The sequence below is a fragment of the Bacillus sp. FSL M7-1345 genome (genome assembly GCF_038006985.1).
Taxonomy (GTDB): domain Bacteria; phylum Bacillota; class Bacilli; order Bacillales; family Bacillaceae_G; genus Bacillus_A; species Bacillus_A cereus_U.
On the sequence record NZ_JBBOWG010000001.1, the window covers coordinates 2,128,797 to 2,149,715 of the forward strand.

Sequence of the window (20,919 nt, forward strand, 5' to 3'; positions counted from 1 at the left end):
ATGAATAAAGCCCCACTGATTAAAGTTTCATTTAACCATAAATAAGCAATAGAAATATATATAAATTTCATCAAAATAATAGAACGGAATCGTCATGCTTATAATCGCACAGAGGGATGCCGAAAATCCGGCATGCATTTGCCAGATTTTCGGCAAGAGGGGGAATGACATTGCTAGCAGTTTCGACACAAGAAGTCATTGAAGCGATTTTGGGCAGTATTGATGAGGCTATACATGCAGTGGATGAAAATGGTATTACAATTTTTTATAATACAGTTGCTGCAAAACATGATGGATCGAAAATTGAGAATGTGCTAGGAAAACATTTATTAGAAGCATTCCCTTCATTATCTAGGGAAACGAGTACACTAATGAAAGTGTTACATACGAAAAAACCGATTGTACATCAAGTTCAGCATTATCAAAATTTAAATGGGGAAGACGTTTGTACGGTAAATACGACGCTACCTATTTTTATAGATGGAAATATTGCCGGTGCTGTTGAAATTGCGAAAGATTATTCTACAATTCAAACGCTTACTGACACAATCGTAGATTTACAATCGAAAATAAAACGGTCGACTAGCAAAAAAATGGTAAAAAAGCATGTTGCATTCGAGACAATTGTAACAAATGATTCCCGCTTTAAACAGACGAAAGAGTTAGCTCAAAAAGTAGCCCCAACAGATGCAAATGTTTTAATATATGGTGAAACAGGAACAGGGAAAGAGCTATTTGTGCAAGCAATTCATGAAGCTTCTAAACGGAAAAACAAGCCATTTATTGCACAAAACTGCGCAGCTTTGCCAGAGTCGCTATTAGAAAGTTTATTGTTTGGAACTACAAAAGGAAGCTATACAGGGGCAATTGAACGAGCGGGATTATTTGAACTTGTAGATGGAGGAACATTGTTTTTAGATGAACTTAATTCAATGCCACTCGATTTACAAGCGAAGATGCTACGTGTATTAGAAGATGGAGTTATTCGTCGCATTGGTGATAATAAGACGAGAAAAGTAGATGTTCGCGTTATTACTGCAATGAATCAGCCTCCAGAAGTATGTTTAAGAGAAAATAAAATTCGCACTGATTTATACTATCGATTAAATGTGTTTTCATTATATATTCCGCCGCTTCGCGAAAGAACTGAGGATGTACTGTTATTAGCGTCTTACTTTTTGAAAGAATATAATAAAAGTTATAAAAAAGGTGTACTTCAAATTGATAAGGAAGCGAAAGAAAGATTACAAGCTTATCAATGGCCTGGAAATGTTCGTGAGTTAAAACATACGATTGAACATGCTGTCATTATTACGGAAGGGAATTCGTTAACAGCAAATTGCTTACCACGAACATTTCGGAAAGAGAAACTTCCGAAGAAGAAAAGTATATTACCACTTAGGGAAGCTCTTCATCAAACGGAAAAGGAATTAATAGATCAAGCATTAATTGAAACGGAAGGGAATATTTTGCAAGCAGCAAAAATATTAGGTATTCCGCGTCAAACGCTTCAATATAAACTGAGCAAGTACGACAAAACCGCCGAATAATCGGCGGTTTTTGTGTGTTTGCACCAATAAAAGAGCGTTTACATATATAACAAGTAATGAATATGATAGTAAATATCGTTTTAGTACAGTACTTAAAAATATTTATTCTCTTATATAATAGGGTATTTCTCGCATTTACTTATCAAGTATATGAAGTTGGCATAATTATTGCTTATATAAAGGATGAGCGTATAAAAAGGGGGAATAGCAATGTTACATGATGTATACAAACCAAATCGTCACTGGAAGGATATTGAATTATGGAAAGATGTTACAGAAGAACAATGGAATGATTGGGTTTGGCAATTAACGAATACGATCAAAACTTTAGATGATTTAAAGAAAATAATTAACTTAACACCTGAAGAAGAAGAAGGTGTTAAAATTTCAACGAAAACGATCCCGTTAAACATTACACCGTACTATGCTTGGCTAATGAATCCTGATGACCCACGCTGTCCGATTCGGATGCAATCAGTACCGATTTCGGAAGAGTTATATAAAACAAAATATGATTTAGAAGATCCTCTTCATGAAGATGAAGATTCACCAGTTCCAGGATTAACGCATCGCTATCCAGACCGCGTACTATTTTTAGTAACGAATCAATGTTCTATGTATTGTCGTTACTGTACACGTCGTCGTTTTAGTGGACAAATTGGAATGGGCGTACCGAAAAAGCAATTAGATGATGCGATTGCTTATATTAGTGAAACACCACAAGTACGTGACGTTTTAATTTCTGGCGGTGATGGACTTCTAATTAATGATAAAATTTTAGAATATGTATTAAAGAATTTACGAGCAATCCCGCATGTCGAGATTATTCGTATCGGAACGAGAGCACCAGTTGTATTCCCGCAGCGTATTACAGAAAACCTGTGTAACATTATTAAAAAATACCATCCAGTATGGTTAAATACGCATTTTAACACTTCTATTGAGATTACAGAAGAATCGAAACTAGCATGTGAAATGCTTGCGAATGCAGGTGTTCCAATTGGAAACCAAGCTGTAATTTTAGCTGGAATTAATGACAGCGTTCCAATTATGAAAAAACTTATGCATGATTTAGTGAAAATTCGTGTTCGTCCATATTACATTTATCAATGTGATTTATCAGAAGGTATCGGTCATTTCCGTGCACCAGTTTCGAAAGGTCTTGAAATTATTGAAGGCTTACGTGGACATACGTCTGGTTATGCAGTACCAACTTTCGTTGTCGATGCACCGGGCGGAGGCGGAAAAATTGCGCTTCAGCCAAACTATTTAATTTCACAAAGTGCGGATAAAGTTGTTCTTCGTAACTTTGAAGGGGTTATTACAACGTATCCAGAACCAGAAAACTATATCCCAGGAAGAGCAGAAGGCTACTTTAAAGAAATTTATCCGACTTATGAAGAGAAACGTTCTGATATCGGCGTTGCAGGATTGATGAGTGATAAGAAATTTAATCTTGTTCCAGATGATTTACAACGTATGAATCGCCGTAAAGATTATGAAGTCAATGAAACGCATGCTTCTTTAAAAGATAAACGTGATAAGCGTGATCAATTAAAAGATAAAAAATATCAAGCACAAATAGCAAAGTTAGATGATGACAAAAAAAATGAGGGTGACGTAGTATGAATTGTATGTGGTGTGACAGTACAGAAGCGAAAGAAAGCTTGAATACTGTATATTGGGAATTACCAGATGGTACGAAAGCCATTGAAATCCAAGAGACACCATGTATTACTTGTTCCTCATGTGGAATGGACTATCAAGCAGACCATACTGTAAAAGAAATTGAAGATCAGTTGTTTTTAATTTATACGAAAGATTTGCCAAAACAACTAACATACGAAGAGTTGATGGGAAGACCACGTTTATTAAAAAGGAATTATTTCGACTTTTAACCAGCTTTTATGCTGGTTTTTTTCTTTTTTGCCTTGTATAATGTACCCAAGTTAGAAAGGTAGGGAATATTTTTGAAAAAGACATTTTACCATTATATGATGAAGCACCGTGCAGCTTTATTTAAAAATGAAATATCAGATTTAGCAGAGGCGATGTATGATGATTTAAGTTTTCCGAAGCAATCTGAAGACTATGATGTAATTAGTTCATACTTAGAGTTAAGTGGAATGCTAGAAAGTATGTCTATATTTGATGATGCATGGGATTTATATATACAAGAGAGATAACGATATGAAGTTTTAGGAAAATGAAAACATAATGAATACATTACTTTGAAAGAAGTGAAGTATTCATTATGTTTTTTTATTTACAATACGTCTTGCTGTTAGAACATAAATGAAAAGTGAAAGCTATTTTAAATACTAGTTTTTTTGAGTTATATACAAATTCTACTTTTTTATTGAAAAAATTTATGAATATAAGCTTCTGTGATAAGCGTTTTTATGTAGGTTGCATATACTGTTATCAAAATCACGACGTTTAAAAAAGGAGAGATATAGATGGCAAGGAAAAAACAACCTAAATATAACGTAGGGGACATAGTCGTGATTACGCTATATGGAACCGTTGGAAAAATTACAAATATGAAGATTTTAGATGGAGTTTACGTATACGAAGTAAATAATCACGATGGGTTTTACGTTGAGCAAACTTTACAGCATGTAACAGAGCAAGAAATGAAAAAGGGCGACACAGAGTGGATTGAATTAAATTATAACTTTACGTTTGGTGATCTCGTGCAAGTAACTGGATATGATAAAGATGTTTTTCGTATTGTTGGTTTTCGTACAGAAGTATGGAGATATAAAAATGATGCATGGGAAGATACTATATATGAATTGTCACGAATTACTGATGGTGAATGGTTAGAAGCTGATGAATCTGATTTAACATTACTTGCCAATGCACAAACGGCAAATGCAATTTTGAAGAAAATGAAACAAGATAAAGCTGGTATGAATAAATTGGATTTAGGAAAATTGAAGTCAATTAACAATTCGAAAAAAGTAAGTGTAAAGACGAATCGCCAAGAAATTATTGATGGGTTATTAGATATTTATAATGATTATCATTTATTATTCGATACATTTAAAGATGAAGAATATAAAATTGTTATGGATGTTGTTCAAAATTATTTAGTTAAATTGACAGAGAAAAAATAGTTAACTAGAAAGAGAGAATAAATTGAACAACAACATATGCAGTATAAGGTATGCCTACAATTATTAAAAAAATAAAAAGCCATTTAATAAGAGAGTCTGCCCATTGATCTTCATGCATGAACTCTTCTTTTGTTTGCTCTACTTCGTATTGGTATTCCATTATTATTTCCCCCTTTGGATAGCTTGTACTAACATCGTATGCCCTTTATCTACATGATATGACTTATAAAAAAGAAAAAACTATTTTTCTAATCTCATATACATAATTTTGAGATTTTTTCATAAAACAGAAATAAAGGAGTGATGCTCATGAAGGAAATTGAAGTCGTAATTGACACGGAAGAGATTGCGGAGTTTTTTTATGAGCGACTAATTGAAAGAGGGTACGTTCCAAAAAGAGAAGAAATTGAGGACCTGGCAGATATTACATTTGAGTATTTATTAGAGAAATGCATGATTGATGAAGTTTTTGATGAAGAGGAAGATTGAAAGTAACGGCGGGCTTAACTCGTCGTTTTTTACTCTTTACAAACTTGTCACAAATATAGACAAGAATTGTTGGTATAATTAAAAGAAAATTTTATACAAGAGGTGAAGGGATGTTCAAAAAAATTATTGATTCTTTATTAGGAAAGAAAAAACATCGTTCGTATTCAAGTAGTGATTATCGTCATAGAGGGCGCTCGTATTCAAGTAGCGATAATAAACGACGTTCATCTGGTTATGGGCATCAGCATTATAAAAGAAAACGTAAAAGCCGTAGCTTCTTTTCAAGTAGCTGATGAAATGGCGTCGTATACTAGCTTTATTTGATAGACCACTGCGAAAAAATACAATCGTTGCAGAGCGTTATAAGATTGAATCAGTAATTGGAATGGGCAGTTATGGGGTTACATATGTCGTTAATGATTTACAAATAAATAAATATAAAGTCTTAAAACAATTAAGGCAAAGTAAACAAAGATATGAGTCTGGTAGAAAATCATTTGAGCAAGAGAAAGTGATTTTACAAACATTAAATCATGCGTCAATTCCTAATCTACATGATCATTTCATATGGGAGAAAAAGAACTTTTTTGTGATGGAGTATATGCCGGGGGAAAATTTCGAAGATCATATTTTCTTAGATGGGCAAGTATATGATGAACGTGAAGTTTTTGAAATTTTATATGAAGTACTAGGAATTGTTTCGTATTTTCATAGTAAAGGTATCATTCACCGAGATTTACGTATTCCAAACATATTAATGAAAGAAAATCAGATTAGTATTATTGATTTTGGATTGGCTAAATTGAAAGGTGAGGGTGATGAGCGAGCTATAACTTATGAAGGTGAACAAGCTTTGATGCGAGAAGTTCACTTTCGTAGCGACTTTTATGCGCTCGGTCATTTCGTATTATTTTTATTGTATGCTGGTTATGAATCGACTGAAAAAAAGGAAAAACCTTGGTATGAAGAGTTAGTGCTGGAAGAATATAATCGCGACATGCTAATGCGAATGTTACAAATGAAAGCGCCATACTATGAAAATGTACAAGATTTGAAAAAAGATGTAGCTTACGCTTTAGAAAGGATGGAGACCCCATGTTTCAAAAGTTTTTAGCAAGCGTTGGAATTGGAAGTGCAAAAGTAGATACTGTTCTTGAAAGAGATGAGTATACAGTTGGAGAAGAGATAGTAGGGAAGGTTCATATAACTGGAGGTTCAGTTAGCCAAGAAATTGAAAGCATTTACTTAACGTTGTCGACGTCATATGTAAGAGAAGTGGATGATAAAAAAGTAACTGCATCGTATGATTTAGAGCGAGTTCGTTTAACAGATCCATTTTCTGTAGAGCCAAATGAAAAAGTGGAAATTCCATTTTCGTTTTTAATGCCAATTGAAGCACCACTAACACTTGGAATGAAAACGGTTTGGGTTCATACAGGTCTTGATATTAAACGTAGTATTGATCCAAGTGACCGTGATTATATTCAAGTATTGCCGAATGCGCTATTGAACAGTGTATTAGCTAGTGTAAATCAATTAGGTTTTAAAGCGCGTCATATAGAATGCGAAGAATTACCGTATCGATTACGTAAGCAAGTTCCATTCGCGCAAGAATTTGAGTTTATTCCAGTTTCTGGAGAGTATTATGGGAAATTAGATGAATTAGAATTATTAATTTTGCCAAGTGCCCACGACCGATTAGAAATCATTATGGAAGTAGATAGAAAATCACGTGGATTGGCTGGTTTATTCGCAGAAGCGCTTGATCTTGATGAGAAGGTTATTCGCTTTACAGTAACAAACGAAGATATTCCAACGATGCAGCAAAAAATTAACAATAATATTTTTTAATAAACTATGCATAAAAAAGAAATGGAGAGGAAAACTAAAACAACCGCTCCATTTTTTTGCATAGTGAGGTTATGTATGTGAAACGATACCGACATTTATACTTGTTAAGTTGTACACTACTCATTTGTTTTGTCGCACTATCACTTTCGTATCATACCGCTTGTATTGAAAAATTTGATAATGTAGTCGCACACTTTATTCAAAGTTTCCGAAACGATTATTTGACAACCTATTTTACTTGGGTATCCTTTATCGGTTCAAAAAGAATATATTTCCCGTTACTCATTATACTTGTAATGTATTTTCTTCTTAGAAAAAAAATATTAAGTGCATTACTTCTAACAATTAATTATTACGGATCACGTTATTTGAACAGTATGCTCAAACTATGGTACGAACGAGCAAGACCTGATGTGACGCAGCTTGTTACAGCAACTGGATATAGCTTTCCGAGCGGTCATACGATGAACGCTACTGCTTTTTTAGGATTTATTGCATACGTCACAATTACAGAAGATCGTATTTCATTGCATAAAAAGTTGCTGCTTATTTTTATAGCAAGCTTCGTTGTATTATCTATTTCAGTTAGCCGAATTTATCTTGGCGTGCACTATCCATCTGACATATTAGCCGGATGGGCAGCGGGCGGTAGCTGGCTCGTTTTATGTGTTATATTTCATAAGGCGTTCATTAAAAAAGAACCTATGTCATAATAGGTTCTTTTTGCATAGGCTCCACATGAATATGAGCATGGTAAATTCCGAATTTCTTTCGAAGCATATCTTCAATATTGTCAGTAATACAATGGCTTTCGCTAACATCCATTCGAGCATCTACTTCAATTGTAATATCTACATACGTTTGATTCCCATACATACGAGCGCGAATATCTACAATATGTTCCACACCTGAAATATGCTCGATAGCATCAGCATATTCATCCATTTTCTCAGGATCGATTCCATCCGTTAGCATATGAGAAGCTTCTACGAAAATTTCCCATGCAGTCTTACAAATAATAAAACCGACAATTAAAGCAGCGATAGGGTCTAAAATAGGCATTTTGAACTGTGCTCCGACAATACCTATTACTGTACCAATACTTACGAGAGCATCTGATAAATTATCTTTTGCAGCGGCTTCTAACGACTTACTCTTTGTTTGAATCGCAATCTTTTTCGTATATTTATATACGAAATACATTACGACGGCAGAAAATAAAGCAACCCACGCAGCGAGTACATTAGGCGCTGCTTGTTTCGGATTTAAAAACGATTGAATTGCACTAATCACAACTTCTAATCCGACCGTTGCCATAATAAAGGAAGCAACAAGTGATGCGATTTGTTCTGCACGCGAATGCCCATATGGATGATCTGGGTCACGAGGCTTACGAGAAATTTTTAGGCCAATTAATATTGCTAAAGAAGCACCAATATCCGTTAAGTTATTCAAACCGTCAGCACGTAATGCGCTAGAGAGGGTAATATAACTGATGATGATTTTCAAAGAGGATAAAAATATGTAGGCTATAACGCTGACAATAGCACCTTTATCAGCTTCTTTATGAGAAAGAGAATCCATTTTAATCACTCGCCTTTCTACAAGGAGTTTCTTTCTATACATAGAGTATCAAACGAAACTCGTGTGGGTCTATACAAACATTGTTGACGTTTTATAGCTTTTTAAGAAGGGGATAACAAAGTTTCGTTAAGGAAAAATATGTTGAAAAGCACAAAGTGGAAATTTATTAAACAATTAATGCTGATTATGGCAAAAGGAAAGAGGGCGAGAATAATGATTTTCATAATTTATCCCGCATTAACGGGCAGTAAAACTTCCACCTCAAAATTCAGTTGGAGCAAAGAAGTTAGGTGGGAGATCAACTGCCCGTAAATGCCCGATTGGTGAAGGCTAATAATCAGTGGGGGATGAACAAAACCCCCACTGATTAAAGTTTCACTTTATTTCATATATATTTTTCACAAAATGACTCTTTGTAATTCCCCGTGTGAGTAATATATAAGAAATGATAAAAAAATTCTTCAATAAGAAGAGGAGAAAGCATTATAATATTCACTTTCCAGAAAGAGACAAAGGCAAAGACAAAGACCAATTTGAAAACGAAAAAAACCTCTGATGATTTTTCAGAGGTTTTTCGTTTCTTAGTATGCTTCTAAAAACTCAGTAACTTGCTCTTCCGTTTTTGCATTTGCACTATGTAAGTGACCTAACTTTTCGCCATTTTGATATACAAGTAGGCTTGGAATACCCATTACTTGATACTCTTCAGCAATACTTGGGAACTCATCTTTATTAATAGAATACCATTCAAACTTATTGAACTCTTCCATTACATCTCCGATAAAGTTGTCCATACGCACGCAATCTGGGCACCATGTAGTAAAGAACTTAACAACTACTGGCTCCTCGCTTGCGATGATGTCTTTGAATTCCTTGTCAGACTTGATTTCTCTCATGTTTTGTTGCTCCTTTTTCACTTATAATATTTTGGGTTATTTAGGCGGCGTTTTTGCCAAGAAAAGAAAACTTCTAACGAAAGTTCTTCTTTCCGAATAATTCTTTTGCAAATTGATCCACCGCAGTTTCCTGAAGTCCTGGTACAACATGTGAGTAGGTGTCCAGTGTGATACCTACTCTTTTATGTCCTAATCGTTCACTTACAATCTTCGGATGTATACCTTGTTTCAACATTAATGTTGCATGAGTATGCCTCAGATCATGGAACCGAATATCAGGAACCTCACTTTTCTTTATAAGCTTTTTCCAGAGCTGTGTCAAACTTCTGAAACGGCAGACCAAATCGCAGTCATTATAGCCTTCACCATATCGCTCTTTTTCCCTCAGAGATTTTTTGCAGATGGTCATTTAGTGCCATTAAAGTAATGTCAGGCAAAATCAGCAATCTCTTTCCTGAAGAGGTTTTTAGTTCATGGAATCCCTTTGTAATGTGAGAGAGGGAACGGTTAACAGATAACGTTCGTCTCTCAAAATCAATATCTTTCCATTGTAGACCTAAGATTTCACCTTTACGCATTCCACATGTAATAGCAAGAAGATAAGCGATATAATAACGGTTTTCTTTTGCATGTTCTAAAAAACGAAGAACTTCTTCATCGATTAAAAAACTAGGGGGTTAACGCTGATTTAGTGGAAAGAGCTCATTATATCACTCTTTCGGAGGAGGTGAGTTAGGATGCGGAAATGGTTAAAGAAACTATTTTCGAAAAAAACGCCCACCCTGCATTGTTTATGAGGAACAAGAAGGTGAGCTTCAATTAAACGAAACTGATTGGATTTGTGAAAATTGTGCCCAAATTATGCATGAACAAGGTATTGAAAGAGATGAATAGTACCCTTTACATCTTATTCCATATATAACAAAGCTGGTTAGCTTCTGATTCAAGTGCTATTAAATGATCATTATTAATAGAGTTATTCGTATACATTCTGTTCTTTTGGATGTTAAGAACCGTATAATTCACATCGTTATGTTCATTTGAAAATGTTGATTCGTTTAATAATGTCAGCGTTGAGTTGATGTTGTATTTATCAATTCGCTCTTTCTTTCCTTTGAAAAACAGTTTGATAAGATGCGGCTCATCATTAATGAGCAAACCGAGTTCAGGTGATGAGCGGACGATTAAATCATCTGATATCCAATGTGATTTACCTGGATCGAACCAAGAGACGTCGTTGTTTTTAATAAATTTTTTGTACTGCTTTATGACATCGATATAGTTTTGCTTTTTCCTTTGATCAACCGTTTGTACTAATGTTTCGAAACATTCAAAAGGTAGTTCATTTTGATGAAATTTAATAACAGTGTCTCGTAATTGTTTCCAGTAATCAAAAGCTGGTTGGTATTCAGGTTGAGATTTTAGATTTTTTACAAAGTTTGTTTTAGCTGCACTACTTTTCAGTGTGAAGTCTAAAAATTGTGTAAGTCCTACTTTAATTTTTGCCATGTTACACCCCCTTTCCAAACATTACTAATTCGATAATAGAAAGGAAAATCCTGCATTTTTTAAGGCGGCGAGCTAGATGCTAGAAAACCAGATGTCCATGCACAATGGCTATGGTAAAGCTGATCCACAGGAGCAAGAAGGTATCATGACAACGTCTATCGATGCCGAAAAGTTACAAGATGCCATCAGTCGAGCGGTAATGATTTCACAGGAATATCCAGAAGGCGCGGAACCTGAGGGTGTGAATGGGAGCATTAATGAAGCGTTGGAATTGTTACAAAAGTATTTGGGCAATAAAAAAGGACTCACGGCAATGAGTCCTCATAAAAAAATATATGTTGGTATCAGTATAATATGGAAGGTGAGTGAATAGAACATGCAAGCAAAAGTATTGGTTAACACACTAAACATGGACTACGTTCAGTGGTTGCAAGCTATTGGTGGCTCAGATGTTTCTGCAATCGCAGGTTTAAATTAATGAAAATCAGCAGTTCAAGTATTCTTTGAAAAAACACAAGCGATTGAAAAGGAAGATTTACAAAGTGAATCGGCATATTTCGGAAACGTTTTGGGAGAGGTAGTTGCAAAAGAATTTTCCAAGCGTACGAATTTAAAGGTACAACGCAGAAATGCAATCCTGCAGCATCCTGAATACCCGTGGATGATTGCAAATGTAGACCGATTGATTGTCGGTGAGAAGATTGGCATTGAATGCAAAGTATCGTCTGAATATTTTGAAAAAAGTGAGGGGTCAAAAGAAGGAAGGTGAGCAAAAACGCTATTTGAATAAAAGCTAGTGGACTAGTTTTTAACACTCACTGAAATTAAGAATCATAACATACTTTGTAATAACTTATATGGAAGTGAGTTGAATAATAATGTTTTATTCATATTTTGATACCCGAGATAGAATGCGTCCGTATGGTACGGCGGGTATTACGTATAGCGGAGCACAAAGTACAATTCAAGCTGTTCAACAAGCGTTACAAGCACAGCAGCAAATGCAACAAATACAGCAAGGCATACAACCGTACTATTCATCTATGGAGTATTATTACCCAATGCATCATATTACACCATACGGAATTTCTGTTTCAACAATTCCATATGGAACTGTATACAATTTATAAAAATATACGGGGGAATAAATTTGAGTATTTATTATATTAGGGCGCAAGTACAGAGCGTCCTTATAAGAAATGATTCGTATCTAGGGAACAATTATAAAATTTTAGATATTGGAATGAGAATGTTACAACCTCATGAGTTATATGCAGTGCAAGGATTCCCAAGCAACTACATTATTGATCATGATTTTTACGGGAAGCCTTATCCGAAAACAGAACAAGTTGCCAGATGCGGAAACGCGGTACCGCCACCATTTGCTGAACAATTAGTCAGAGAAAACTTACCAGAAATGAGCGTAGCGGAGGGGGGATAATAAATTCAAGAGGGCAGCAGTAATGTAGGGTGTTATAAAACGATAACATCCTAGGCCAAGGAATGCATCATTAAAGATACTACTTTAGTAATATAATTGGTGACGCATTCCTAACATTAAGCTTTGTTTTATACTTATACTTTCTCTTCAAGCTGTCTTATGGTAGCACGTTCTTATTTTTGTAATAGCAGCAAATTAGTCTAAACCTTCCAAATCTAGCTTGCATAATATGTAGTAATAGAGTAGAAAGGAGCGCTATATATGTCTTGTTATTACTACTGTAAGAATTGTGAGAGTTACAAAAAGAAAAATCATGATTGTTGTAAAAAAAGAAGTGATGACTGTTCTTGCGATCATAAGGAGAAAAACCTTGTAAGAGCATCTGCTTTTAGAGCTGTAAATACAGTTGATCAAAACCTTCCGGCAAATACTTTTGTTAAAGTATTATTTCAAAATGAACAATTTGATTTAGCGAACGAATATAACCCAGCAACATCAGATTTTACTCCAAAGACTAGAGGAGTTTATTCCGTAATTGGGACGATTGGTTTCTTTCCGAACGATACAAATTTAAATTATAGAGCGCGTGTAGAAGTTCGAGTGAATGGAAATGCGGCAATTGCTATTGATAACGACTTTTTTGGTCCAATAAATTTTGGTAATGTTGTAAGTGTTTCAACAATACTTCAATTACATGCAGGTGATATTGTCGAGATTTTTGCGCAAAGTAGTATAGATGGGGTTATTAGTAGTACAGAAGATGGTTCTCATTTTGAGGCTGCAAGATTCCCATCTCCAATTGTATAAATATTAAAAAGGAAAAAATTTTATTAACTCTGCTTTTCGGTGGAGTTTTTTTAATTTCATAATAGCAATAGCTCGTCCAAACTTTTTAAATTTATTTTGCATAGTATACAACAATAGATTTAGAAAGGGGATATAAGTATGTCTTATTATTATTGTAAGCATTGCAATGGCTATAAAAAGACACAGCATACTTGTTGTAAGAAGAGTACAGATTATTACGATAAGTGTTGTGATAATGAGAAAGATAAACTTGTAAGGGCATCTGCTTTTAGAGCTGTTAGTACAGTAGATCAAAATGTCACTGCAAATACTTTTGTTAAAGTATTATTTCAAAATGAACAATTTGATTTAGCGAACGAATATAATCCAGTAACATCAGATTTTATTCCGAAGACTAGAGGAGTTTATTCTATTATTGGTACAATCAGCTTTGCACCTAATGATAGTAATACGAATTATAGAGCGCGTGTAGAAATTCGGGTAAATGATAATCCAGCTATAGCGATAGATAATGACTTTTTTGGTCCACCCAATTTTGCAAATGTCGTAGCTGTTTCAACAATACTTCAATTACATGCAGGAGATGTAGTTGAAATTTTTGCTGAGAGTGATGTAGATGGACTGATTATACAAAATGATCCAGGATTTATTAGTACGCATTTTGAAGCTGCAAGATTCCCATCTCCAATAAAATAAAAGACATGTTTGTGATTTATGGACTATTTTTTTAAAAAAGGCTCTACCTTATGGTAGGGCCTTTTAGTTTAAGTTATTTAGAAGGTAATATATTAAAATAAGTTCATAAATACTTGATAAGCAACACCTAGAGTTAATACGATAGCTAACAGTTTTGCTACCCATCTCGGTGCATTTAAATTTAGTAAAAGGGAATGACATATATTAAATGTAATGCCGAGTGTTAAAAGAATTGCGATAAGATATAAAACTAATAGGAAGAAAGGTTGCTCTATGGAGCCGAAGTCAATTTTGGATGGATTCATGTAATATGTACCTCGTTTTTTATTGATATATTAATATAATAATGAAAAATACAAGAAATTGGAAGAGTAATGTAATAAATACTATAAAAGTAAATTTGAAGTTATGGATGGAGTAGATCAAATGATCTTTGAAAGACTATTCAAAGTCATCATTTGTTTAAGTTTGATATACAAGAACGAATGTTCTTGGTATACTGAAAAATAAAAAAGGTGCGTTTACATGACAAATTTTAGTAATATAATTGAAAAACTAGATGAAATGATTTATAAACCTAATAATCTATTAATTACTAAACGAAAAGAAGAAAAGCAAAATTCAGAATATGCAGGATGGGTATTCCAGCTAAATAATAGAAGCATACGATTTAGGGTATCGAAAATTACGCCTAATAAGATTGGACAATTTGTTTCTTTTTGGGAGAAAAATGCCTCTATGAGCAATCAGGCATTTTTTTATGATTCGGCTCCTAACCTTTTAGTTATCACTTGTATAGCGGATAATAAACTAGGACAATTTATTTTTCCAAAAGAGATTCTTCTAAAAGAAAAAATATTAAAAACGCAAAACCAAAAAGGGAAAATGGCTATGAGGGTTTACCCTATTTGGGATAAACCTGTTAGTAATCAAGCTAAGAAGAGTCAACTGTGGCAACTTCATTATTTTGTCGATTTAAGTGATACTGAAAATGTAGCTACAGATAAATTATTAAACTTATATTCATAGTGCATTATAAGAAAATGTTTTTTTGAAATATTCAATGTTTGGTTAGATGGATATTTGGAAATGTTAACAAGATAATCCGTTAAGTAAAGAATAAAAAAGGAGCATACAAACAAAGTATGCTCAAAAAAGATAGGTTTTATGAGTGGAGAATCTCCATACGATAATATATGCTCATTTCATTAATATGTGTAAAATATCAACAAAATATCAATAGAATATCAATTAATGAGTTATTTTAGTTTTTTAATGAAGTCATGTTTTTGTGAAATGAAAAAGAGCCGTTTCTTTTGAAAGATGCGGCTCTTTTTACTATTTTGTTATCGTACTGTTCGAAATGATAAATCATAAAATTATACGATTAACAATTTGATAATGATCGGACTTCAGTTATATATTTCTTAAAGTCTGGATATTGAGATACAGTTTGGCGGGTAGGGGTGGGTAGTTGATTAATTAAAGACACATTTGTAATTACTTCGTTACAAGGACCGTAGAATGTAACTTTTAGCTTTGAATTCGGGGGAACTTTGAATACGATAGGGATTTTTCTCATTAAATAAACTCCTTACATAACAGGGGTTATATGTTTATTTCCTTTTAATTAGGAAGACATATTAATATAATATGTAATTTTTATTGTAGTTGATTATTACATATACTGTATGAGTTGATTTAATTTCTAGTACGTATCAAAATAGTGTTGTAAAAAAATATATATCATGTTTATAAAAAGCTTAAAAACAGACTAATACGAGGGAATAAGCGGTAATTAACTTGTCTCTATATAATAAATTGTAAAAAGGCAGCTTTTTTTAGCTGCCTTTTTACAGGGAGATTGAAAAATCTTGGAGGTCATTCATGAGTATAAGCAAAAATTGCTTATATATAGTATGTGCATTATTTGTGATTTTATCCCAATATTTAGTGTGAAATAAACGTAAGTCTATCGTTTACAAATGTAAAAAGAAGAACTTGTTTATTATGGATAAAAAGAAATTATTTAGTTTTAAAAAATGATGAAAATATATTTATTTGTCTTATAGAAGCTTGCTATTAGGCATATGGGTCTAGCAATAATACAAGCTTTGAATAAGATAATAAAAAGGAGTTGATTAGTAATGGGTTATATTGTAGATATTTCGAAATGGAATGGAAATATTAATTGGGATATTGCAGTGTCTCAGCTAGACTTAGTTATTGCTAGAGTTCAAGATGGTTCGAATACGGTCGATTTTATGTATCAAGGTTATGTGAAAGAAATGAAGAAACGTAGTATTCCATTTGGGAATTATGCATTTTGCCGTTTTATATCTATTTCAGATGCAAAAAAAGAAGCGCAAGATTTTTGGAATCGTGGCGATAAAAACGCTAAATTTTGGGTGGCAGATGTAGAAGTTCAAACAATGGTAGATATGCAAGGCGGGACTCAAGCATTTATTGATGAATTACGCCGATTAGGTGCAAAAAAAATTGGTTTATATGTAGGACATCACACGTATGTATCATTTGGAGCTCGCAATATTGATGCTGATTTTATTTGGATTCCTCGTTATGGAGGGAATAAACCAGCATATCCTTGTGATATTTGGCAATATACTGATTCAGGAAATGTTCCTGGTATTGGAAAATGTGATTTAAATCAATTAATTGGGAATAAAAATCTTTCTTGGTTTATAGGTTCAAATCAAACAAATCAATCTAGTATTGGAGATAGTAAGCAACCAAATGGAATTGGTATTGCAGTTTCAAAATATGATGATGGATACGGCATTAATTTATATGAAAATCCTGCGAATCCACAGTTTACAGGAAGACTTACGAAAAAAATCCCATATTTAATCTTTAAAGGTTATTGGGGAGGTGGCGAAAAAGATATGATTTGTTTAGGTAGTGAACAACAGTGGGCTAACTTAGAACATTTTAATGTACAATGGTTTTATGCATATTCCAAATACACACCTGGATATGAAATTAGAACGTACGATGGACCAAACGGGAATGATACAGGTGCGGTCGATGGGAAGGTCCCTTATCGTATTTGGAATCGTCAAGATGGATATATAGATATAGGTGGGAACAAATGGATCAAAGAAGAACATGTGCAGATTAAATGATGTTAAAAAGTCGGCTTTATGCCGGCTTTTGTATTTAATAAAGCTTGTCTCTGGCATGAAGAGAAATACTTGCGGAAAACACATTAATTTCACAATAGCGCTGTATAGTTCCTAATATACATTTATCAAAGTGAGGTATTTGAATTGAAAAAGAAAAAGCTATTTATGGGAACTATTATTACATGTGTGGCGCTAACATTGTCTGCGTGTGGTTCCTCAGAAAATGTTGCAACATCAAAAGTAGGAAACGTGACAGAGAAAGAGTTTAGTAAAGAATTAAGGCAAACATATGGAAAAAGTACTTTATCTCAAATGATGTTAAATAAGGCATTGCTAGATAAATATGAAGTTTCAGATGAAGAAGCTAAAAAACAAGTAGACGCAGCGAAGGAACAAATGGGTGACAAGTTTAAAGTGGCTTTAGAGCAAGTAGGATTAAAAAATGAAGATGAATTAAAAGAGAAAATGAAGCCAGAAATTGCACTGGAGAAAGCGATTAGAGCGACTGTCACAGATAAAGATGTGAAAGATAACCATAAACCAGAAATGAAGGTAAGTCACATTTTAGTGAAAGATGAAAAAACTGCGAAAGAAGTAAAAGAGAAAATAAATAATGGTGAAGATTTTACTGCTTTAGCGAAACAATATTCGGAAGATACTGGTTCAAAGGAACAGGGCGGAGAAATAGCTGGTTTTGCTCCTGGTCAAACTGTGAAAGAATTTGAGGAAGCTGCGTATAAATTAGATGCAGGACAAGTAAGTGAGCCAATAAAAACATCTTTTGGTTATCATATTATAAAAGTGACGGATAAAAAAGAATTGAAACCATTTGATGAAGTGAAAGATTCGATTCGAAAAGATTTAGAACAACAAAGACTACAAGATGCGACAGGTAAATGGAAACAACAAGTAATCAATGATCTATTGAAAGAAGCGGATATTAAAGTAACAGATAATGAATTTAAAGATACATTTAAATTCTTAGATGCGAAGTAAAGTTTAGAAGGAAAACAGAGATTTAGCATAGTGCTATATTTCTGTTTTTTAATTTTTAATAGAAAAGGGAACTCATATAGAGTTCCCTTTTCTCGTTAGTGTGTGAGTTATAAATAGATAGTAAGACAATACAATATTACATTTAAATATTAAGAATTACAATAGAAAATTTTGGTGTAAATAAAAAGGAATAAACAATTACTTCGCAAAATGTTGAAATGATAATGTTTTAGTTAATTAATTTTGTTAAATATAAACTAAATATATTTTTAATATTTTCTTAGAAATTGAATAGAGGACATAATTTAAAGAATGGTACATATCATATTTATTGGAGTATAAACTAACTTTATAGGAAGTGAAATTTTGAACATTTATTACAAAAGGATGTTCTTAACGATGATATGAATTATTTATTAAAGTAGGATGAATATTTTTATATTTACTAGATTATTAAATTAACTTGGGGGAGAATATATGAAAGTTATTTTTAAGAGAGAAGGCGGAGGGAAAATTTTTGAATCATCTAATGAAAATATAAGCGTTCTATTAGCTGTATTAAAGGAAACAAAAGAGATAAAGATTGGGATGGTTGAGTATGAAGTATTAGAATATAAACTGGAATACTATCGAAATCCGAAAAAAACAGAAACAGAGAGAGAATTACATATTATTATGCAACCTAAACTTATTCAATAAAGAAAGTGAAATATTAATCAATTTGAGTTTTGTTCGTTCTCACTGATTATTAGCTCGCAAATAGCGGGATAAATGGTAGTAATTGTCGATATGTATGAAACTTATGAGGAATGAATGGTTTTACATCATAAGTTTCTAAAGATTTGTGCGTTCGTTCATAATCAAAGTATATGCTTTTGTTGAAGGATGGTTAATGAGATGTAGCTGAAATTTGTATTCCAGAAAGAACGTTAGTTAGGATAGAAAAGTAAAATTAGAAATATAATTAGTTCAATAAAAGCGATTTCACATTAGGTGGAGTCGCTTTTATTGTTGCTACACGTATTCTATGATGCGATAGGAAGTGCAAAGAGAATTCATTAATTAAAAGGAGGAATCAATCAGTATGAATAAACTTCATAGATTAAGGTTGCATTTTGTTTAAAAAATTTACATGTTGTACTTCCGAAAGAACATTCGTTCGTGTATAATTAGAACTAACGTTCTTTTTGGGTGGAGATTCCTACAAATTCATAAATAATTTTGAATTGGAAAGCTACGCTACATATTAAATAAGAGATGGATAAAGTGTATTTAGAAGTGAAATTTATGAATGGATAGATGTAGAAAATTGAGGAGTAAAGAAAATGAATTATGTAAAGGTACAGGAAAAAGGAAGAGAGTGGGTTCCATTTACAGTAATGTCGGAACAATTATTAAGTATGAGAAAAATTATTGGAGAGAAATTAAAAGTCCAAAGGCCACTAATAACGAATGAAGCGAAAGAAAGTATTTCAGACAAATTATTAACTTCATTATTGTCTGAAAAAGAGATGTTAGTGACCTATTTTGAAGAAGGATACATACTTACGAGTTATATGACAGTGGTTCATATAAATCCAATTCAACAAATTGTAAAATGTACAGATGCATTTTATAAAACATATATATTTGCTGCAAGGGACATAATTGATGTAACTTAAAAGAAGCTGAATTTTGAAGTTTAGCTTCTTTAATTTATCTAGCTATTTGCGGGCAGTTAGATTTACGCCTCAAAATTCGGCTGTGAGTCAGGCTGCCTGTAAAAATCTAATTTTTTTGAAGAGGTGAAGAACTAAATGAAAAAGCAGCTAGATGCAAGCTAGCTGCTTAGTCCCAGGGAAAGGGAGAAAAAGATTGGCACTCAAAAAATCGACGATAGCTGTGTATCAGCCTGAGTATAGTATAGACAAATTTGAAAATGTTATACAAAAATGATTACCGATTTGGTTAGGCCGTACCAACTTGGTTTTGATCTGCTAGATCAGAATCAAATGTATTAGTCGCGCTAACCCCACTGAAAGTGTTCACTACGAAACCAACGTTAGATGCGCCAGAGCCGTTATAAGCTTTCGTATTCTCTTTTGGAGAAACGTTGTAGAAATCACCTAAGTTGAAAGACCCGTTACTATTTTGTACAACTAAATTCCCTACAACTGAGGGCATAATTTTCACCTACTTTATAAGTAATTGTTTGCATTACTATATGAAGGTATAGTCTAATTGGTTCATTTGACAAATATTCCGGAATAGAAAAATGTTATAAGCTTTGTTTAATCAATCGAGCAAAAAGTATGTTAAAATTAACGAAGAGTTGAATTTTAAAAAGAATAAATTCGAATAATTAATATATACGGAATTAAAGGAGGCAAAATGTAATGGATAATGTTATAAAAACAGTGGATTTAACAGATGCAGAATCAAGTAAACTTGTTGCTTTTATTTATAGTAATGATGTTACTTTGATCGAAAAAGCATTTTGTCCTAATGAAATAAAATTAAAGTTTAATGAAATAGCAATTTTATCGGCAATTAAAACCGCATATATTACGAAAGTATCTATAAGGAAAGAACTTGAAGCGATTTTTCACGATACAGGCGTTTTATTAGTGAAGCAAAATGTTGAAAGGAATAGTATTCAATCTATAACAATGCATTTTGAGCAATTTAAAAAGTTGCAAAATGAGATTGAGAATTTAAATAAAAGTATGCTATAAGACTAGGTGGAAATTCTTTGATAGAGATGGGCTCTGTTAAGTTGCAAAAGTGGATTGAAAAGTATTTAGATAAATCGAACCATAAACATAAATATACTTTCATTAAGGTGTAGCTTATATT

General features: G+C 33.1%; 27 protein-coding genes and 4 pseudogenes. 22 read left to right on the plus strand and 9 right to left on the minus strand.

The window, feature by feature from the left end:
• Positions 1-164 precede the first annotated feature (164 nt).
• The 5 genes from rocR (at position 165) to MHB76_RS11080 (ending at position 4,672) form a co-directional block, all read left to right on the plus strand.
• A complete protein-coding gene (rocR, locus tag MHB76_RS11060; RefSeq protein WP_088099037.1) occupies positions 165-1,550 on the plus strand; it encodes an arginine utilization transcriptional regulator RocR in 1,386 nt (461 codons plus the stop codon).
• Between the two features lie 210 nt (positions 1,551-1,760).
• Positions 1,761-3,179, plus strand: coding sequence for a lysine 2,3-aminomutase (ablA, locus tag MHB76_RS11065; protein ID WP_002157965.1), 1,419 nt, complete (start codon positions 1,761-1,763; stop codon positions 3,177-3,179).
• Positions 3,176-3,448, plus strand: coding sequence for a YokU family protein (locus MHB76_RS11070; RefSeq protein ID WP_002085797.1), 273 nt, complete (start codon positions 3,176-3,178; stop codon positions 3,446-3,448). Before ablA ends, MHB76_RS11070 begins: the two co-directional genes overlap by 4 nt.
• 72 nt (positions 3,449-3,520) lie before the next feature.
• Positions 3,521-3,736 carry a YozE family protein gene (locus tag MHB76_RS11075; protein ID WP_002085796.1) on the plus strand — a complete coding sequence of 72 codons (216 nt, stop codon included), beginning with the start codon at positions 3,521-3,523 and terminating at the stop codon, positions 3,734-3,736.
• A 273-nt stretch (positions 3,737-4,009) separates the two neighbouring features.
• On the plus strand, positions 4,010-4,672 hold the full coding sequence (locus MHB76_RS11080) for a hypothetical protein (RefSeq protein WP_002119090.1): 663 nt from the start codon (positions 4,010-4,012) through the stop codon (positions 4,670-4,672).
• Between the two features lie 4 nt (positions 4,673-4,676).
• On the opposite strand, the gene MHB76_RS11085 is transcribed toward MHB76_RS11080, so the two are convergent.
• The gene (locus MHB76_RS11085; RefSeq protein ID WP_002018281.1) at positions 4,677-4,832 is read right to left on the minus strand and encodes a DUF3930 family protein; all 156 of its coding nucleotides are present in this window, start codon (positions 4,830-4,832) and stop codon (positions 4,677-4,679) included.
• 149 nt (positions 4,833-4,981) lie between these two features.
• On the opposite strand from MHB76_RS11085, the gene MHB76_RS11090 reads away from it, so the two are divergent.
• The 5 genes from MHB76_RS11090 to MHB76_RS11110 all read left to right on the plus strand — a co-directional run bounded on the left by MHB76_RS11090 (position 4,982) and on the right by MHB76_RS11110 (position 7,725).
• Entirely contained in the window at positions 4,982-5,161 is a 180-nt protein-coding gene (locus tag MHB76_RS11090) for a YozD family protein (RefSeq protein WP_002012644.1), read from the plus strand.
• Positions 5,162-5,271: 110 nt separating this feature from the next.
• Positions 5,272-5,454 carry a hypothetical protein gene (locus MHB76_RS11095; protein ID WP_002141661.1) on the plus strand — a complete coding sequence of 61 codons (183 nt, stop codon included), beginning with the start codon at positions 5,272-5,274 and terminating at the stop codon, positions 5,452-5,454.
• Positions 5,454-6,275, plus strand: coding sequence for a serine/threonine protein kinase (locus MHB76_RS11100; protein WP_002012642.1), 822 nt, complete (start codon positions 5,454-5,456; stop codon positions 6,273-6,275). The genes MHB76_RS11095 and MHB76_RS11100 overlap by 1 nt, the downstream gene beginning before the upstream one ends.
• Positions 6,257-7,012 (plus strand): sporulation protein, encoded by a 756-nt coding sequence (locus MHB76_RS11105; protein ID WP_002157963.1) that lies wholly within the window; start codon positions 6,257-6,259, stop codon positions 7,010-7,012. The genes MHB76_RS11100 and MHB76_RS11105 overlap by 19 nt, the downstream gene beginning before the upstream one ends.
• Positions 7,013-7,089: 77 nt before the next feature.
• On the plus strand, positions 7,090-7,725 hold the full coding sequence (locus MHB76_RS11110) for a phosphatase PAP2 family protein (protein WP_002157962.1): 636 nt from the start codon (positions 7,090-7,092) through the stop codon (positions 7,723-7,725).
• On the opposite strand, the gene MHB76_RS11115 is transcribed toward MHB76_RS11110, so the two are convergent.
• The 5 genes and pseudogenes from MHB76_RS11115 to MHB76_RS11135 all read right to left on the minus strand — a co-directional run bounded on the left by MHB76_RS11115 (position 7,715) and on the right by MHB76_RS11135 (position 11,001).
• Positions 7,715-8,596 carry a cation diffusion facilitator family transporter gene (locus MHB76_RS11115; protein ID WP_340986478.1) on the minus strand — a complete coding sequence of 294 codons (882 nt, stop codon included), beginning with the start codon at positions 8,594-8,596 and terminating at the stop codon, positions 7,715-7,717. The two genes, MHB76_RS11110 and MHB76_RS11115, sit on opposite strands and share 11 nt — an antisense overlap.
• Before the next feature lie 581 nt (positions 8,597-9,177).
• On the minus strand, positions 9,178-9,492 hold the full coding sequence (locus MHB76_RS11120; RefSeq protein ID WP_001206934.1) for a thioredoxin family protein: 315 nt from the start codon (positions 9,490-9,492) through the stop codon (positions 9,178-9,180).
• Positions 9,493-9,565: 73 nt separating this feature from the next.
• Positions 9,566-9,938 (minus strand): annotated as a pseudogene (locus tag MHB76_RS11125) (tyrosine-type recombinase/integrase).
• Between the two features lie 87 nt (positions 9,939-10,025).
• Positions 10,026-10,154, minus strand: a pseudogene (locus MHB76_RS11130) (site-specific integrase); the annotation flags it as partial.
• 238 nt (positions 10,155-10,392) lie between these two features.
• A complete protein-coding gene (locus MHB76_RS11135) occupies positions 10,393-11,001 on the minus strand; it encodes a hypothetical protein (RefSeq protein WP_002157959.1) in 609 nt (202 codons plus the stop codon).
• Positions 11,002-11,077: 76 nt separating this feature from the next.
• On the opposite strand from MHB76_RS11135, the pseudogene MHB76_RS11140 reads away from it, so the two are divergent.
• The 6 genes and pseudogenes from MHB76_RS11140 to MHB76_RS11165 form a co-directional block, all read left to right on the plus strand.
• Positions 11,078-11,293: pseudogene (locus MHB76_RS11140) on the plus strand (hypothetical protein); the annotation flags it as partial.
• 228 nt (positions 11,294-11,521) lie between these two features.
• A complete protein-coding gene (locus tag MHB76_RS11145) occupies positions 11,522-11,770 on the plus strand; it encodes a YqaJ viral recombinase family protein (protein ID WP_078174222.1) in 249 nt (82 codons plus the stop codon).
• A gap of 109 nt (positions 11,771-11,879) precedes the next feature.
• On the plus strand, positions 11,880-12,131 hold the full coding sequence (locus MHB76_RS11150) for a DUF3947 family protein (RefSeq protein ID WP_002136277.1): 252 nt from the start codon (positions 11,880-11,882) through the stop codon (positions 12,129-12,131).
• 83 nt (positions 12,132-12,214) lie between these two features.
• A pseudogene (locus MHB76_RS11155) lies at positions 12,215-12,442 on the plus strand (DNA cytosine methyltransferase); the annotation flags it as partial.
• Between the two features lie 261 nt (positions 12,443-12,703).
• Positions 12,704-13,249 carry a C1q-like domain-containing protein gene (locus MHB76_RS11160; RefSeq protein ID WP_078174221.1) on the plus strand — a complete coding sequence of 182 codons (546 nt, stop codon included), beginning with the start codon at positions 12,704-12,706 and terminating at the stop codon, positions 13,247-13,249.
• A 138-nt stretch (positions 13,250-13,387) separates the two neighbouring features.
• Positions 13,388-13,945 (plus strand): ABC transporter permease, encoded by a 558-nt coding sequence (locus tag MHB76_RS11165; RefSeq protein WP_078174220.1) that lies wholly within the window; start codon positions 13,388-13,390, stop codon positions 13,943-13,945.
• Between the two features lie 92 nt (positions 13,946-14,037).
• On the opposite strand, the gene MHB76_RS11170 is transcribed toward MHB76_RS11165, so the two are convergent.
• Entirely contained in the window at positions 14,038-14,250 is a 213-nt protein-coding gene (locus MHB76_RS11170; protein WP_002157952.1) for a hypothetical protein, read from the minus strand.
• A 220-nt stretch (positions 14,251-14,470) separates the two neighbouring features.
• Between MHB76_RS11170 and MHB76_RS11175 the strand changes: the two genes are divergently transcribed.
• Positions 14,471-14,974 (plus strand): MepB family protein, encoded by a 504-nt coding sequence (locus MHB76_RS11175; protein WP_016104770.1) that lies wholly within the window; start codon positions 14,471-14,473, stop codon positions 14,972-14,974.
• Between the two features lie 358 nt (positions 14,975-15,332).
• On the opposite strand, the gene MHB76_RS11180 is transcribed toward MHB76_RS11175, so the two are convergent.
• Positions 15,333-15,527, minus strand: coding sequence for a hypothetical protein (locus tag MHB76_RS11180; protein ID WP_078174219.1), 195 nt, complete (start codon positions 15,525-15,527; stop codon positions 15,333-15,335).
• Positions 15,528-16,092: 565 nt separating this feature from the next.
• Here MHB76_RS11180 and MHB76_RS11185 point away from each other — a divergent pair.
• The 4 genes from MHB76_RS11185 (at position 16,093) to MHB76_RS11200 (ending at position 19,745) form a co-directional block, all read left to right on the plus strand.
• Positions 16,093-17,088, plus strand: coding sequence for a glycoside hydrolase family 25 protein (locus MHB76_RS11185; protein WP_016104772.1), 996 nt, complete (start codon positions 16,093-16,095; stop codon positions 17,086-17,088).
• A 144-nt stretch (positions 17,089-17,232) separates the two neighbouring features.
• Positions 17,233-18,084 (plus strand): peptidylprolyl isomerase PrsA, encoded by an 852-nt coding sequence (locus MHB76_RS11190; protein ID WP_002202103.1) that lies wholly within the window; start codon positions 17,233-17,235, stop codon positions 18,082-18,084.
• Positions 18,085-18,561: 477 nt separating this feature from the next.
• Positions 18,562-18,783 (plus strand): hypothetical protein, encoded by a 222-nt coding sequence (locus MHB76_RS11195; protein ID WP_078174218.1) that lies wholly within the window; start codon positions 18,562-18,564, stop codon positions 18,781-18,783.
• A gap of 626 nt (positions 18,784-19,409) precedes the next feature.
• The gene (locus MHB76_RS11200; protein WP_002012722.1) at positions 19,410-19,745 is read left to right on the plus strand and encodes a YolD-like family protein; all 336 of its coding nucleotides are present in this window, start codon (positions 19,410-19,412) and stop codon (positions 19,743-19,745) included.
• 286 nt (positions 19,746-20,031) lie between these two features.
• Here the strand turns inward: MHB76_RS11200 and gerPF are convergent, their stop codons facing one another.
• A complete protein-coding gene (gene gerPF / locus MHB76_RS11205) occupies positions 20,032-20,247 on the minus strand; it encodes a spore germination protein GerPF (protein ID WP_001141569.1) in 216 nt (71 codons plus the stop codon).
• 212 nt (positions 20,248-20,459) lie between these two features.
• Between gerPF and MHB76_RS11210 the strand changes: the two genes are divergently transcribed.
• A complete protein-coding gene (locus MHB76_RS11210) occupies positions 20,460-20,798 on the plus strand; it encodes a hypothetical protein (protein ID WP_002012726.1) in 339 nt (112 codons plus the stop codon).
• Positions 20,799-20,919 lie beyond the last annotated feature (121 nt).

Excerpts from the sequence above, each read along its gene's own strand:
- ablA (WP_002157965.1), top strand. The coding sequence starts at position 1,761 with ATGTTACATGATGTATACAAACCAAATCGTCACTGGAAGGATATTGAA.
- MHB76_RS11165 (WP_078174220.1), top strand. The coding sequence starts at position 13,388 with ATGTCTTATTATTATTGTAAGCATTGCAATGGCTATAAAAAGACACAG.
- MHB76_RS11070 (WP_002085797.1), top strand. The coding sequence starts at position 3,176 with ATGAATTGTATGTGGTGTGACAGTACAGAAGCGAAAGAAAGCTTGAAT.
- MHB76_RS11105 (WP_002157963.1), top strand. The coding sequence starts at position 6,257 with ATGTTTCAAAAGTTTTTAGCAAGCGTTGGAATTGGAAGTGCAAAAGTA.
- MHB76_RS11080 (WP_002119090.1), top strand. The coding sequence starts at position 4,010 with ATGGCAAGGAAAAAACAACCTAAATATAACGTAGGGGACATAGTCGTG.
- MHB76_RS11120 (WP_001206934.1), bottom strand. The coding sequence starts at position 9,492 with ATGAGAGAAATCAAGTCTGACAAGGAATTCAAAGACATCATCGCAAGC.
- MHB76_RS11100 (WP_002012642.1), top strand. The coding sequence starts at position 5,454 with ATGAAATGGCGTCGTATACTAGCTTTATTTGATAGACCACTGCGAAAA.
- MHB76_RS11200 (WP_002012722.1), top strand. The coding sequence starts at position 19,410 with ATGAATTATGTAAAGGTACAGGAAAAAGGAAGAGAGTGGGTTCCATTT.
- MHB76_RS11150 (WP_002136277.1), top strand. The coding sequence starts at position 11,880 with ATGTTTTATTCATATTTTGATACCCGAGATAGAATGCGTCCGTATGGT.
- rocR (WP_088099037.1), top strand. The coding sequence starts at position 165 with ATGACATTGCTAGCAGTTTCGACACAAGAAGTCATTGAAGCGATTTTG.
- MHB76_RS11175 (WP_016104770.1), top strand. The coding sequence starts at position 14,471 with ATGACAAATTTTAGTAATATAATTGAAAAACTAGATGAAATGATTTAT.
- MHB76_RS11135 (WP_002157959.1), bottom strand. The coding sequence starts at position 11,001 with ATGGCAAAAATTAAAGTAGGACTTACACAATTTTTAGACTTCACACTG.
- MHB76_RS11160 (WP_078174221.1), top strand. The coding sequence starts at position 12,704 with ATGTCTTGTTATTACTACTGTAAGAATTGTGAGAGTTACAAAAAGAAA.
- MHB76_RS11195 (WP_078174218.1), top strand. The coding sequence starts at position 18,562 with ATGAAAGTTATTTTTAAGAGAGAAGGCGGAGGGAAAATTTTTGAATCA.
- MHB76_RS11090 (WP_002012644.1), top strand. The coding sequence starts at position 4,982 with ATGAAGGAAATTGAAGTCGTAATTGACACGGAAGAGATTGCGGAGTTT.
- MHB76_RS11170 (WP_002157952.1), bottom strand. The coding sequence starts at position 14,250 with ATGAATCCATCCAAAATTGACTTCGGCTCCATAGAGCAACCTTTCTTC.
- MHB76_RS11115 (WP_340986478.1), bottom strand. The coding sequence starts at position 8,596 with ATGGATTCTCTTTCTCATAAAGAAGCTGATAAAGGTGCTATTGTCAGC.
- gerPF (WP_001141569.1), bottom strand. The coding sequence starts at position 20,247 with ATGCCCTCAGTTGTAGGGAATTTAGTTGTACAAAATAGTAACGGGTCT.
- MHB76_RS11180 (WP_078174219.1), bottom strand. The coding sequence starts at position 15,527 with ATGAGAAAAATCCCTATCGTATTCAAAGTTCCCCCGAATTCAAAGCTA.
- MHB76_RS11095 (WP_002141661.1), top strand. The coding sequence starts at position 5,272 with ATGTTCAAAAAAATTATTGATTCTTTATTAGGAAAGAAAAAACATCGT.
- MHB76_RS11210 (WP_002012726.1), top strand. The coding sequence starts at position 20,460 with ATGGATAATGTTATAAAAACAGTGGATTTAACAGATGCAGAATCAAGT.
- MHB76_RS11185 (WP_016104772.1), top strand. The coding sequence starts at position 16,093 with ATGGGTTATATTGTAGATATTTCGAAATGGAATGGAAATATTAATTGG.
- MHB76_RS11085 (WP_002018281.1), bottom strand. The coding sequence starts at position 4,832 with ATGGAATACCAATACGAAGTAGAGCAAACAAAAGAAGAGTTCATGCAT.